Raw genomic sequence first — 13323 nt, forward strand, 5'->3', positions numbered from 1 at the left:
GGGGAGGGCAAGGTGACGGGGCAATATCTGCTTAACCAACTGCACGTTGCCTTACAGGCGATTGAGGGCCGGGCGTACTCTGCGGCGACCCAGCGGCTGGAGGAGGCGCTGCGCTATCCCCTAAACCTCGGAGAGGGAAGGCTTCCGGGGCAGACGGATAACGATATCTGGTATTTGCTGGCCCACTGCGCCGCACAAGCGGGAGAGACCCAGCGCGCCGTAGCCTGTTACCAGCGCGCGAGCCTGGGGGGATCGTCGCTGGATGCCGGTCGCTACTACAACGATCAGCCCGCCGACTATCTCTTCTGGCAGGGAATGGCGCTGCGCAAGAGCGGCGACGTGCGGCAGGCGGACCGCCATTTCCACAATTTCATCGACTGGGCCCGACGCCATCGTGACGACGTCCCGGACGCTGATTTCTTCGCCGTCTCTCTGCCTGACCTGGTGGTGCTCGACGTTCCGGCGGCGCAGCAGCACCGGCAGCACTGCCTGTTTATTGAGGCGCTGGGATATCTCGGGCTGGGGAATATGGCTGACTACCGGCAAGCGATTCAGCAGCTGCTGGTCATCAACCCCGCCCATGATAAGGCGCATCTGATCGACCACGCCCTGCAAAGCGGCATTTTTTCCTGAACCTCAACCGGCGGGCTCGCGCCCGCCAACCCTACTGTTCCCTGCGTTTCCCTGAAAGAGGAATCCTTATGAATAACGCGCAGACACAACTGAAAATGGGCTACGTCTGGACGATCTGTCTGGTTGCCGCCTGCGGTGGTTTACTGTTTGGCTATGACTGGGTGGTGATCGGCGGCGCGAAGCCGTTTTATGAAGCCTATTTTTCCATTACCGACCCGGCGCAGTCCGGCTGGGCGATGAGTTCAGCGCTGGTTGGCTGCGTTTTCGGAGCGCTGGCTTCCGGATGGTGCGCGGATAAGTTTGGCCGCAAAATTCCGCTCATCATCGCCGCGGCGCTGTTTACGCTCTCGGCCTGGGGCACGGCGCTCGCCGGCAGCTTCGATCTGTTCGTGGCGTGGCGTATCGTTGGCGGCCTGGGCATCGGGCTGGCTTCTGCGCTAAGCCCAATGTATATCGCCGAGATAAGTCCCGCCGCGCAGCGCGGACGTTTTGTGGCGGTGAATCAGCTGACTATCGTTATTGGCGTTCTGGCGGCGCAGCTGGTTAACCTGGCGATCGCGAAGCCGGTGGCCAGCAGCGCTACGCTGGCAGAGATCAGCGCCAGCTGGAACGGACAGGTTGGCTGGCGCTGGATGTTTGGTTCCGGCGTCGTGCCCGCGCTGGCGTTCCTGATCCTGATGTTTTTCGTTCCCGAGTCGCCGCGCTGGCTGGTCCGCGTGGGGAAAAGCCAGCGTGCGCACCAGATGCTAATGCGCATCGGCAATCAGCGCTACGCCGATGAAACCATCAGGGATATCGAGCAAACCCTCAGCAAAGACGCGCAAAAAGTCTCCTGGTCCGCGCTGTGGCAGCCCAAAGTTCGCCCGATCATTGTGATGGGTATGGTGCTGGCAATGTTCCAGCAGTGGTGCGGTATTAACGTTATTTTCAACTACGCGCAGGAGATTTTCGCCTCCGCCGGATTTGACATTAACAGCACGCTGAAATCGATCGTGGCGACCGGGCTTATCAACCTGATCTTTACCATCGCCGCGCTTCCGCTGGTCGACAGAATTGGTCGCCGCAGGCTGATGCTGCTCGGCGCCGCCGGGCTGACCATCATCTATGCGCTGATCGCTGCGGCCTACGGTCTGGGGATCCTGGGATTACCGGTACTGATTCTGGTGCTGGCGGCGATCGCTATTTACGCGCTGACGCTGGCGCCGGTGACCTGGGTGCTGTTATCGGAAATTTTCCCTAACCGCGTGCGCGGGCTGGCGATGTCGCTGGGGACGCTGGCGCTGTGGGTGGCCTGCTTCCTGTTAACCTATACCTTCCCGCTGCTGAATGCCGGGCTGGGCGCGTCGGGCAGCTTCCTGCTGTACGGGGTTATATGCGCGGCGGGGTATCTGTACATTCTGCGCAACGTTCCGGAAACTAAAGGCGTTACGCTGGAGGCGCTGGAAGAGCAGCTGGCGCAGCGTCATGCCGGCAGGCAGGCGTTGAAACAGGAGCAGACGCGCTAATGGCGGACGGCTTCATTCTGGAAAACGCGCATCTACGGATGCGCGTCGATCCGCAGGGCGGTAAGGTGCAAAGCCTGTTCTCCCGCCGGTATCAAACCTCGGTGTTGCATGAAAATCCTGCCGGCGGCCTGTTCCCGATGGTGCCGCTGGCAAACCGGGTGGCCGGCAACCGCTTCTCCTTTCGGGGGCGCGAAATCATTCTGCCGAATCATCAGGCGGACGCGCGTTTTTTTCTCCACGGCGACGGCTGGCTCAGGGCGTGGGAGGTCATCGAACGCTGCGCAGAACGCTGCGTACTGCAGCTACATAGCCGCCACGCCTGCGGATTCGACTATCGCGCGCAGATCCGCTACGAGCTACGGCAGGGGGAGCTTCTCGCCTCCCTGACCGTTACCCACTGCGGAGATGAGCCGATGCTTTACGGCGGCGGCTTTCACCCCTTTTTTGCCTTTGACAGGCTAAGCCGGGTGCAGTTTTTGGCGAGCGGCCACTGGCCAGAGGGCGAGTTGCACTTGCCGCTTAGCTGGCGCGGTGAGCTGCCGGAGGGCGGCGATTTCACGCAGCCTGCCTGTGGAGAGGATCGCTGGCTGAACGTCTGCTATTCCGGCTGGAACGGCACGGCCGTCATTCAGCGAGAAGTGATGTCTGTCACAATTTCATCGCAAACACCGTGGCTTATGCTGTTCCGTATGTCGGGTGAACCGTTTGTCTGCCTTGAGCCGCAAAGCCATCCTGTAAACGCGCACAACGTGGACGGGCAGCCTGGTCTGGTGGTATTAGGCCCGGGGGATAGGGTTTCATGGTCGCTGAAAATCGCGGTTAAATAGGCCTGATTCAGCGGGTTATACCTAAATCCCCGGCTTGCGCCCGCCGGGGTTTGTCGCCAGACTGTCGCCTCCATTCGGGAGGAAATCATGGTCTTGCACTCCACGCGCTGGCTGGCGCTTAGTTACTTTACCTACTTCTTTAGCTACGGCATCTTTCTGCCGTTCTGGAGCGTCTGGCTGGCGGGCGCGGGGCTGACGCCGGAAACGATCGGTATGCTGCTCGGCGCCGGGCTGGTGGCGCGTTTTCTCGGCAGCCTGCTGATTGCGCCGCGGGTAAGCGATCCCTCCCGGCTCATTTCCGCCCTGCGGGTGCTGGCGCTGCTGGCCCTGCTGTTTGTCCTTGGCTTCTGGGCCGATAGCCGCGTCGCCTGGCTGATGGTGGTGATGGTCGGCTTCAATCTGTTCTTCTCTCCGCTGGTACCGCTGACCGATGCGCTGGCGAATACCTGGCAAAAGCAGATAACTATGGACTACGGGCGCGTGCGTCTGTGGGGATCGGTGGCGTTTGTGATCGGCTCCGCGCTGACCGGCAAGCTGGTCAGCCTGTTTGATTATCGGGCGATCCTGGTGCTGCTAAGCCTCGGCATCGCCTCCATGCTGCTGGGCATGCTGCTTAAACCCTCGGTGATGCCGCAGGGGGAAGTTCGCCACCAGCAGGCGGCCGGGCTCCCGGCATGGCTGAAGCTGGTGCGCCAAAGCTGGCGCTTCCTCGCCTGCGTCTGCCTGCTGCAGGGCGCCCATGCCGCCTACTATGGCTTCAGCGCGATTTACTGGCAGGAGGCGGGCTATTCCGCTTCGGCGATCGGCTATCTGTGGTCGCTGGGGGTAGTCGCGGAGGTGGTTATCTTTGCGCTGAGCAAAAAAGCCTTTAGCCGCTTCAGCGCGCGGGATCTGCTGCTGCTCTCCGCCGTTTGCGGGCTGGTTCGCTGGACGCTGATGGGCTGGACCACCGAGCTGCCGTGGCTCATCGTCGCGCAGATCCTGCACTGCGGCACCTTTACGGTATGTCACCTTGCGGCGATGCGCTATATTTCGGCGCGTCAGGGCGGGGAGGTGATTCGTCTGCAGGCGGTCTACTCCGCGGTGGCGATGGGGGGCAGCATTGCGGTAATGACGGTATTTGCCGGCTTCCTCTACCAGCACCTGCACCAGGGCGTGTTCTGGGTGATGGCGCTGGTTGTCCTGCCGGCGCTGGTGCTGAGGCCGAAGGCGGTATCCTAGTCCTCGAGCATTTGACAAATATGCTGCCGCTGGTGATCGCTGAACATCTCCTCGGCGTGAAACAGCGGCGGTGAAAACAGCGGCAGCGCCGTAGCATAAGGGGTCACCACCAGCGCCACGCCCTTCGGCGCGCCCTCCTTTTGAAAGGCGTGAACGTTCTGATATTTGATATTGAGCGGCAGCAGGGTCAGCTCGCGCAGCTGCAGCTCAAGCGCCTGCTCGAGGTCGGGGTTGTCGTGGGTCAGCAGCACCACCTGCTTCTCGTGCAGCTCGCTTTTCTGCATCAGCCATGCGCCAAAAATCACCGCAATCAGCCCCACTTCCTCCTGATTAAAGCGAACCCGGTAGGCGCTCTCAAACTCCTCCAGCGCCATTTTTGTGGTGCGCATCAGGCGCGGATAGAGGCGGCTCATCTCCTCCGGCAGCGCACTATCGATACCGATTGCGAACACGCTGCGGTTTAGCGCCTGGGAGAGATGAATATAGAGCTGATCGCTCAGCCCCCGATCGTCGCTAAACGGCCGGCCGGATAGATCCTGAAAACGGTGGATCAGCCCGGAGATAGCCAGGTGCAGGCGGCGGTCCTGCTGGTGCCCATCGCGGATAGGATCGGGGGTTTTGAGCAGCATAAACAGCAGGGTCAGAAAGAGCTGCTCGCCCGCATGCGGCGCGGTAGCGACCCGACGCTGCCAGTGGCGGATAATCTCAGCGGCAAGTATCGACTCCGCCGCCTCCTGGGTCCAGCGCCGCTGATTTTCGGTAAAGGTCGGCGTCTGCCCGAGATGATGCTGAAGCAGGCAGTACTGCAGATAGAGGCGCAGGAAGTGAATATCCCGACAGTCAAACTGACGGTTAAGCGTCCGGGCGCAGCGGTTGACCAGCGCCTGCAGATTGGTGTCGTCATATAAGGTGCGCGCAACGCCCTGCAGTTTAAGCTGCGTTTTTAATGCCGGGGTAAAATGGTGGCTGATAAAATGCGGACACAGGCGCAGCGCACGGCGTAAGCCGTGCAGCAGGCACAGGCGTTGATCGATTGCGGCGCCTTCAATCCGATAGCTGCCGTCCACCTGCGGCGCGAGGGTCAGCCGGTGGTAACGCTGAATGTCACGTTCCGTCTCCGCGATATCCTGCCGGGCCGTCGCCTCATCAACAAGGTTGATCGCGCTAAGCCGCTCGGGGGTGACCGGCTGCCCGGGCAGATAAAACATCAGCAGGACCTGGTTACGGCGCTGTGGACTGGAAAGCGCAGATGGTGGTTCAATCACGGTCATCATCTGATAAGTTCCAGTTAGGGTTTTTGCTAAGAATAGCCAATGGATGAACAGAGAGCAGGGCAGGCTGGCGTCTTTACGTCAGGATTGCTGGATAAGTTCACAGAATTTTTCACGTGAGGAACGGATGAAGAGAGTGAAACAATGCACCTGTGCGGCATTTTTCATGGTTTTATCATTTAGCGTGCTGGCGCATCCGCATAGCTTTATCAGCCTGCGGACGGAGGTGGTCGCCGATAACGGACAGCTCACCGGTTTCAAAATGCGCTGGACGATGGATGAGATCACCTCCTCAGACCTGCTTTACGATGCCGGCAGCGCAAAGCCGGGAGATGAAGTATGGAAAAAGCTGGCGGCGGAGGTGATGGCGAACGTCCTTGGGCAGCACTACTTCAGCGAGCTTTGGCATAACGGCCAGCACGTGAAGTTTGATAATCGCCCCGACGGCTACGGTCTGGAGCGCGACGGACACCAGGCGGTGCTGACCTTTACTCTGCCGCTGGCTAAACCGCTGCCCCTGGCGGGACAAACCCTGACGCTTTCGACCTTCGACCCGACCTATTACGTCGATATGTTCTATGACAAGCCCGGCGACGTCACCCTGCCTGCATCGCTGCGCGCGGGATGCAAGGTGACGGTGGTGACGCCAAAGCCGAATGATAAAATGACGGCTTTTGCGCAGTCGCTCGATAAAGCCGACGCGCCGCCGGAAGATATGGCGCTCGGAACCTATTTTGCTCAGAAGGTGACGCTGACATGTCAGTAGTATTCTCAACTCCCTCCAGGGCTTCCCGCCTGCGCCAGATGTGGCCGCTGGCGCTGTTTTTAGCGCTGGCAGCGGGCGCCGGCGTCTGGCTCTGGCAGGCCTGGCCGGAAGTGATGCTGCAAAGCGCTATCTGGCAGCGGGCGCTCAATTTTGAACTCAGCGGCCTGCTGAAAGCGGTGGCGGAAAATCCGCGAGCGGCCGGGCTTTCGCTGCTGGCGTTTAGCTTTATCTACGGCGTCCTGCACGCCCTGGGGCCGGGGCACGGCAAGATTGTGATTACCACCTGGCTGGCGACGCATCCCGCGAAGCTCCGATCGAGCATTGCGCTGACGCTGGCCGCCTCTCTCCTGCAGGGCGCGGTGGCGATTGTGCTGGTAGTGGTGGTGCTGACCCTGCTGCAGCTGCCCGCAAGGCAGCTGCATCTCAGCAGCTTCTGGCTGGAGAAGGGGAGCTATCTGCTGGTCGGCGCGCTGGGCCTGCTGCTGTGCTGGCGGGCGCTGAAAAAGCTGCGCGGGCAGCTGCGTCGGCCCACGTTTACCGCCTTTACGCCCCATCACGTTCATCATGCGCACTGCGGCTGCGGGCATCAGCATATGCCGGCGCCGGAACAGCTGCAAAGCGGCGACGACTGGCGCGCGCGGCTGGCCATCGTTCTGTCGATGGGCATGCGTCCCTGTTCAGGGGCGATCATGGTCCTGCTGTTTAGTAAGGTGATTGGCGTATTTGGCTGGGGAATGGCGGCGGCGCTGGCAATGGCGGCGGGAACCTCGCTGACTATCAGCGGGCTGGCGCTGCTGGTGCACGGCTTTCGTCAGCTGGCCGTTAAGCTTAGCGCGAATAAAACGCCGCCTCTTTGGCAGCAGATTGGCTGGTCGACTTTGGCGCTGTCCGGCGGCGTCGTTTTAGTGGCGGCGGCGGTGGTGATGTGGAGCAGTGCGGTGCCAGGGGGCGGCGGGCTGCGGCCGTTTTGAGCGATACTCTCACCCCGGGCGGGCCGGGGTGAGGTGAGAGAGATTAACGCTTCAGCGCTTCGCTCAGCTCTTCACGCATGTTAGCCAGCATGGCTTTAACGACGCGCGGGTTGCCGGCAACGATATTGCCGCTGTACAGGTGGTTATGGCCACCGGTGAAGTCGCAAACGATAGCGCCCGCTTCACGAGCGATCAGCTCGCCAGCAGCGAAATCCCACGGCTTCAGCGCGATCTCGAAGTAGCCATCAACGCGGCCGGCGGCAACGTAGGCCAGATCCAGGGCAGCAGAACCGGTGCGGCGGAAGTCAGCGCATTCGGTAAACATTTTGCCCAGAATATTCATGTAGGTGGTGGCGTGCTGTTTTGCTTTGAACGGGAAACCGGTGGCGATAATCGTGCCATCCAGATCGCGAGCGCTGCTGCCGCGCAGACGATAGCCGTTCAGCTGAGCGCCCTGGCCGCGGGTTGCGGTGAAGAGTTCGTTGCGCATTGGATCGTAAACCACGGCGACTTCGGTACGGCCTTTAATGCGTACGGCGATGGATACGGAGAAGTGTGGCAGACGTTTTACGAAGTTGGTGGTGCCATCCAGCGGATCGATAACCCATTGAACATCCTGATCTTCACCTGCGTGCTCACCGCTTTCTTCGGTGATAATAGTGTGCTGCGGGTAAGATTTGCGAATCGTTTCAATAATCAGCGCTTCGGCTGCCTTATCGACGTTAGTCACAAAATCATTGCTGCCTTTCTGGCTGGTTTCTACGGAGTCTGGCGTTTCGTAGTGCTTGGCAATTAAATTACCCGCCTTGCGCGCTGCGCGCACGGCGATATTCAGCATCGGATGCATCGGTCTCTCTCACTGGATGTTAAAGAACGGGAAAAAACGGCGCACATAATAACAGTGAAATCTGCCTATGTCTTCGTTTTATGATAGCATGCGTGAATAATCTTTAGCCGAAGAACACTAATGCTGCAAAATATTCGAATCGTACTGGTAGAAACATCACACACTGGCAATATGGGCTCCGTGGCCCGGGCAATGAAAACCATGGGCCTGACAAACCTGTGGCTGGTTAATCCGCTGGTTAAGCCTGACTCTCAGGCTATCGCCCTGGCGGCCGGCGCCAGCGACGTTATCGGCAATGCGCATATCGTCGATACGCTGGATGAAGCCCTGGCCGGATGCAGCCTTGTGGTTGGTACCAGCGCCCGTTCGCGTACTTTGCCGTGGCCGATGCTCGACCCGCGCGAGTGCGGCCTGAAGAGCGTTTCAGAAGGCCAGCACGCCCCGGTGGCGCTGGTCTTTGGCCGCGAGCGCGTCGGCTTGACCAACGACGAGCTGCAGAAATGCCATTACCACGTCGCGATTGCCGCCAACCCGGAGTACAGCTCGCTGAACCTGGCGATGGCGGTGCAGGTCATCGCTTATGAGGTGCGGATGGCGTGGCTGGCGACTCAGGAGCAGCCGCAGGTCGAACAGCAGGAAGAGGCGCCGTATCCGCTGGTGGATGATTTAGAGCGCTTTTACGGCCATCTCGAGCAGACGCTGCTGGCGACCGGCTTTATTCGCGCCAGCCATCCTGGGCAGGTGATGAACAAGCTGCGCCGTCTGTTTACCCGCGCCCGCCCGGAAAGCCAGGAGCTGAATATCCTGCGCGGAATGCTGGCGTCGATTGAGCAGCAGCAGAAGAACAAAGAGTAAACCGGCCTCTTTGCGGCGCATCAAGCCCGCATTCGGGCGCGCTGGGTCGTTGAACCGGCCGCCCTGAGAGCCGCAGAACCGCCGTGAATACTGGCGTCAGGACGCAAGGGCACAGATAGCCAAATACTTGACTAAAACAGTCAAGTAAATAGTTGACCAAATTACTCGGGAATGTCAGACTTGGCCCTGCTATGCAATACCCATATTAATAAAAAGCCCGGGCAGGGGCGAGTTTGAGGTTAAGTAAGACATGAGACTGACATCTAAAGGGCGTTATGCTGTGACCGCGATGCTGGACGTCGCGCTCAACTCTGAATCGGGCCCGGTTCCGTTGGCCGATATTTCTGAGCGTCAGGGGATTTCGCTTTCCTATCTGGAACAGCTGTTTTCCCGCCTGCGCAAAAATGGTCTGGTATCGAGCGTTCGCGGTCCAGGCGGTGGTTATTTATTAGGAAAAGAAGCCGGTAGCATCGCCGTTGGCGAAGTTATCAGCGCGGTTGATGAGTCCGTTGACGCCACCCGTTGTCAGGGTAAAGGCGGCTGCCAGGGTGGCGATAAATGCCTGACCCACGCGCTGTGGCGCGACCTGAGCGAGCGCCTGACCAGCTTCCTGAACAACATCACGCTGGGCGAACTGGTGAACAACCAGGAAATCCTTGATGTTTCAGACCGTCAGCAGAGCCATGAATCCCAGCGTAATACCCGCACTCAGGAAGCGATTAACGTCAAACTGCGTGCGTAATACTCGTTCTGTTTCAGCTTGCGGCGTATTGGCTGCAGGGTGAAACGCTCAGGGTAAAAATTATAAAAGATTTTCGAATCAGGCCGGGATGTTGCGACATTCCGTATACCCGGTCGTACATCAGGCCGGCCGCCTGGTTCCTTGCATTGAGTGATGTACGGAGTTAAAGAGCAATGAAATTACCGATTTATCTCGATTACTCCGCAACAACGCCGGTGGACCCGCGTGTTGCCGAGAAAATGATGCAGTTTCTGACCCTGGACGGGACCTTTGGTAACCCGGCCTCTCGTTCACACCGTTTTGGCTGGCAGGCTGAAGAGGCGGTTGATATCGCCCGTAATCAGATTGCCGAGCTGGTCGGTGCCGACCCGCGCGAAATCGTCTTTACCTCAGGCGCAACGGAATCCGACAACCTGGCGATCAAAGGTGCAGCCAACTTTTATCAGAAAAAAGGCAAGCACATTATCACCAGCAAAACCGAGCACAAAGCCGTGCTGGACACCTGTCGTCAGCTGGAGCGTGAAGGCTTCGAGATAACCTACCTTGCGCCGCAGCGCAACGGGATTATCGATCTGAAAGAGCTGGAAGCGGCCATGCGCGATGACACCATCCTGGTCTCCATCATGCACGTGAACAACGAAATCGGCGTGGTGCAGGACATCGCCACCATCGGCGAAATGTGCCGCGCGCGCGGTATCATTTATCACGTTGACGCCACCCAGAGCGTGGGCAAACTGCCTATCGACCTGAGCCAGCTGAAAGTTGACCTGATGTCCTTCTCCGGTCACAAAATTTATGGCCCGAAAGGCATTGGCGCGCTGTACGTCCGTCGCAAACCGCGTATTCGTATTGAAGCGCAGATGCACGGCGGCGGTCACGAGCGCGGCATGCGTTCAGGCACTCTGCCTGTCCACCAGATCGTCGGTATGGGTGAAGCTTACCGTATCGCCAAAGAAGAGATGGAAACCGAGATGGCGCGCCTGCGCGGTCTGCGTAACCGTCTGTGGGAAGGCGTAAAAGATATGGAAGAGGTTTACCTCAACGGTGACCTCGCGCAGGGCGCGCCGAACATTCTCAACGTCAGCTTCAACTATGTTGAAGGCGAATCGCTGATTATGGCGCTGAAAGACCTGGCCGTTTCCTCCGGTTCCGCCTGTACCTCGGCGAGCCTCGAGCCATCCTACGTGCTCCGCGCGCTGGGCATGACTGATGAACTGGCACACAGTTCTATCCGTTTCTCTTTAGGTCGTTTTACTACCGAAGAAGAGATTGACTACACCATCAACCTGGTTCGCAACTCCATTGGTCGTCTGCGCGATCTTTCTCCGCTGTGGGAAATGTTCAAGCAGGGCGTGGATCTGAACAGCATTGAATGGTCACATCATTAATCGGTAGGCATTAAGGAGAATTAATCATGGCATACAGCGAAAAAGTTATCGATCATTACGAGAATCCGCGCAACGTCGGCTCTTTTGACAACAGCGACGACTCCGTCGGTAGCGGCATGGTCGGCGCGCCGGCGTGCGGCGACGTTATGAAGCTGCAGATCAAAGTCAACAATGAAGGTATCATTGAAGACGCGCGTTTCAAGACCTACGGCTGCGGTTCCGCTATCGCCTCCAGCTCCCTCGTCACCGAGTGGGTGAAGGGCAAGTCTCTGGACGAAGCTCAGGCTATCAAGAACACCGATATCGCCGATGAACTCGAGCTGCCACCGGTAAAAATCCACTGCTCTATCCTGGCGGAAGACGCGATTAAAGCCGCGATTGCGGATTACAAAAGCAAACGTGAAGCGAAATAATTAAGAGGTTATTGTATGTCGATTACTCTTAGCGACAGCGCAGCGTCGCGAGTGAATACCTTCCTGGCCAACCGCGGCAAAGGCTTTGGCCTGCGCTTAGGTGTTCGCACCTCCGGCTGTTCAGGTATGGCCTACGTGCTGGAATTTGTTGACGAGCCGGCGGCAGAAGACACCGTGTTTGAAGATAAAGGCGTCAAGGTAGTGATCGACGGCAAAAGCCTGCAGTTCCTCGACGGCACTCAGCTGGACTTTGTTAAAGAAGGCCTGAATGAAGGGTTTAAGTTTACCAACCCGAACATCAAAGATGAGTGCGGCTGCGGCGAAAGCTTCAACGTGTAATCTGCACTATATCCGCTGAATTTCGGCGCAGCATCGCGGCGGCAGGCGGGCGTTTCCCGATAAGCTTACGACAGTAGGCGAACGCCGCCGGTTAAGATGCGACCTGAGAGGCGCGGATATATAACCCCACAGCGGAGTACCGTGCGTGGGGTTTGCTTTATCTCGTTAACCCTGAGGTTACTATGGACTATTTTGCCCTCTTCGGGTTACCGGTCAGTTATACCCTTTCGCAAGAACAGCTGGCTGTCCGGTACCAGGATTTACAGCGCCAGTATCACCCCGACCGGTTCGCCAGCGCCAGCGCCGCCGAACAGCTCGCCTCCGTGCAGCACTCCGCGACGATCAATCAGGCCTGGCAAACGCTGCGTCATCCGCTGACCCGCGCCGAATACATCCTTTCGCTTCACGGCTTCGATTTAGCCAGCGAACAGCACACCGTGCGCGACACCGCGTTCCTGATGGAGCAGCTGGAGCTGCGCGAAGAGCTGGATGAGATCGAAAAATCGCAGGATGAAGCGCGTTTGACCGCGTTTATTCAGCGCGTGAAGGGGATGTACGACGTTCGTCAGCGGCAGGTCGTTGAGCAGTTAGACGGCGAAGCGTGGGAGAGCGCGGCGGATACCGTGCGTAAGCTGCGTTTTCTCGATAAACTTCAGAATGTTGCAGAACAACTCGAAGAAAAGTTTTTTTCACTCTAACCTGTTAGGGTCGCCATGCAGCCAACGTAGCTGCAACATAGATTATGACGAGTAAATTAATATTCGGAAGCAATTATGGCCTTATTACAAATTAGTGAGCCTGGCCTGAGTGCCGCGCCGCACCAGCGTCGTCTGGCGGCGGGTATTGACCTGGGTACCACCAATTCACTGGTCGCCACCGTGCGTAGCGGCCAGGCCGAAACTCTGCCCGATCGCCAGGGACGCTACCTGCTGCCTTCGGTGGTGAACTACCAGCCCTCCGGCCTCAGCGTCGGCTATGATGCCCGACAGAATGCGGCGCTGGATCCGGTTAACACCATCAGCTCGGTAAAGCGCATGATGGGGCGCTCGCTGGTCGATATTCAGACCCGCTACCCGCATCTCCCCTATCAGCTGCAGGCCAGCGAAAACGGCCTGCCCATGATTCAAACCGCCGGCGGCCTGCTTAACCCGGTCCGCGTTTCTGCCGATATCCTCAAGGCGCTGGCCGCCCGCGCCACGGAAGCCCTTGCCGGCGACCTCGACGGCGTGGTGATCACCGTCCCGGCCTACTTCGACGATGCGCAGCGCCAGGGCACTAAAGACGCCGCGCGTCTGGCCGGCCTCCACGTGCTGCGCCTGCTGAACGAACCGACGGCGGCGGCGATAGCCTACGGCCTCGACTCCGGTCAGGAAGGGGTTATCGCGGTCTACGATCTCGGCGGCGGCACCTTTGATATTTCCGTACTGCGCCTCAGCCGCGGCGTCTTCGAAGTTCTGGCCACCGGCGGCGACTCCGCGCTCGGCGGCGATGATTTTGACCATCTGCTGGCGGACTATCTGCGCGAGCAGGCGGGCCTCAGCGATC

General features: G+C 59.0%; 15 protein-coding genes. 13 read left to right on the forward strand and 2 right to left on the reverse strand.

Going from position 1 to position 13323, the window contains the following annotated elements; translation table 11 throughout:
• The 4 genes from PFH44_RS18625 to PFH44_RS18640 form a co-directional block, all read left to right on the forward strand.
• On the forward strand, positions 1-633 hold a 633-nt coding region (locus PFH44_RS18625), incomplete at its 5' end, for a tetratricopeptide repeat protein (protein ID WP_283825784.1).
• Between the two features lie 68 nt (positions 634-701).
• A complete protein-coding gene (locus PFH44_RS18630) occupies positions 702-2138 on the forward strand; it encodes a sugar porter family MFS transporter (protein WP_045856354.1) in 1437 nt (478 codons plus the stop codon).
• Positions 2138-2965, forward strand: a complete 828-nt coding sequence (locus tag PFH44_RS18635) for an aldose 1-epimerase (RefSeq protein WP_283825785.1) — start codon at positions 2138-2140, stop codon at positions 2963-2965. The genes PFH44_RS18630 and PFH44_RS18635 overlap by 1 nt, the downstream gene beginning before the upstream one ends.
• 87 nt (positions 2966-3052) lie before the next feature.
• Positions 3053-4186, forward strand: coding sequence for a 3-phenylpropionate MFS transporter (locus PFH44_RS18640; protein WP_283825786.1), 1134 nt, complete (start codon positions 3053-3055; stop codon positions 4184-4186).
• On the opposite strand, the gene csiE is transcribed toward PFH44_RS18640, so the two are convergent.
• Positions 4183-5460 carry a stationary phase inducible protein CsiE gene (csiE, locus tag PFH44_RS18645; RefSeq protein ID WP_283825787.1) on the reverse strand — a complete coding sequence of 426 codons (1278 nt, stop codon included), beginning with the start codon at positions 5458-5460 and terminating at the stop codon, positions 4183-4185. The genes PFH44_RS18640 and csiE overlap by 4 nt on opposite strands.
• A 124-nt stretch (positions 5461-5584) precedes the next feature.
• Here csiE and PFH44_RS18650 point away from each other — a divergent pair, with 124 nt between their 5' ends.
• A complete protein-coding gene (locus PFH44_RS18650) occupies positions 5585-6223 on the forward strand; it encodes a DUF1007 family protein (RefSeq protein WP_283825788.1) in 639 nt (212 codons plus the stop codon).
• Positions 6214-7194, forward strand: coding sequence for a nickel/cobalt transporter (locus tag PFH44_RS18655; RefSeq protein WP_045856345.1), 981 nt, complete (start codon positions 6214-6216; stop codon positions 7192-7194). The genes PFH44_RS18650 and PFH44_RS18655 overlap by 10 nt, the downstream gene beginning before the upstream one ends.
• A 43-nt stretch (positions 7195-7237) precedes the next feature.
• On the opposite strand, the gene suhB is transcribed toward PFH44_RS18655, so the two are convergent.
• A complete protein-coding gene (gene suhB, locus PFH44_RS18660; protein WP_045856343.1) occupies positions 7238-8041 on the reverse strand; it encodes an inositol-1-monophosphatase in 804 nt (267 codons plus the stop codon).
• Positions 8042-8161: 120 nt separating this feature from the next.
• Between suhB and trmJ the strand changes: the two genes are divergently transcribed.
• The 7 genes from trmJ to PFH44_RS18695 all read left to right on the forward strand — a co-directional run.
• Positions 8162-8896 (forward strand): tRNA (cytosine(32)/uridine(32)-2'-O)-methyltransferase TrmJ, encoded by a 735-nt coding sequence (trmJ, locus tag PFH44_RS18665; protein WP_045856341.1) that lies wholly within the window; start codon positions 8162-8164, stop codon positions 8894-8896.
• A 250-nt stretch (positions 8897-9146) separates the two neighbouring features.
• The gene (gene iscR / locus PFH44_RS18670) at positions 9147-9638 is read left to right on the forward strand and encodes a Fe-S cluster assembly transcriptional regulator IscR (protein ID WP_045856339.1); all 492 of its coding nucleotides are present in this window, start codon (positions 9147-9149) and stop codon (positions 9636-9638) included.
• A gap of 173 nt (positions 9639-9811) precedes the next feature.
• Positions 9812-11026 (forward strand): cysteine desulfurase, encoded by a 1215-nt coding sequence (gene iscS / locus PFH44_RS18675; RefSeq protein WP_045856338.1) that lies wholly within the window; start codon positions 9812-9814, stop codon positions 11024-11026.
• A 26-nt stretch (positions 11027-11052) separates the two neighbouring features.
• On the forward strand, positions 11053-11439 hold the full coding sequence (iscU, locus tag PFH44_RS18680; RefSeq protein WP_004866383.1) for a Fe-S cluster assembly scaffold IscU: 387 nt from the start codon (positions 11053-11055) through the stop codon (positions 11437-11439).
• 15 nt (positions 11440-11454) lie between these two features.
• Positions 11455-11778 (forward strand): iron-sulfur cluster assembly protein IscA, encoded by a 324-nt coding sequence (iscA, locus tag PFH44_RS18685; protein WP_041146725.1) that lies wholly within the window; start codon positions 11455-11457, stop codon positions 11776-11778.
• A gap of 182 nt (positions 11779-11960) precedes the next feature.
• Positions 11961-12476, forward strand: a complete 516-nt coding sequence (gene hscB / locus PFH44_RS18690) for a co-chaperone HscB (RefSeq protein ID WP_045856334.1) — start codon at positions 11961-11963, stop codon at positions 12474-12476.
• A 75-nt stretch (positions 12477-12551) separates the two neighbouring features.
• A partial coding sequence (locus PFH44_RS18695) for an Hsp70 family protein (protein WP_283825789.1) occupies positions 12552-13323 on the forward strand: 772 nt, incomplete at its 3' end.

Source organism: Klebsiella sp. Ech2A (genome assembly GCF_030078455.1).
Classification (GTDB): Bacteria; Pseudomonadota; Gammaproteobacteria; order Enterobacterales; family Enterobacteriaceae; genus Klebsiella; species Klebsiella terrigena.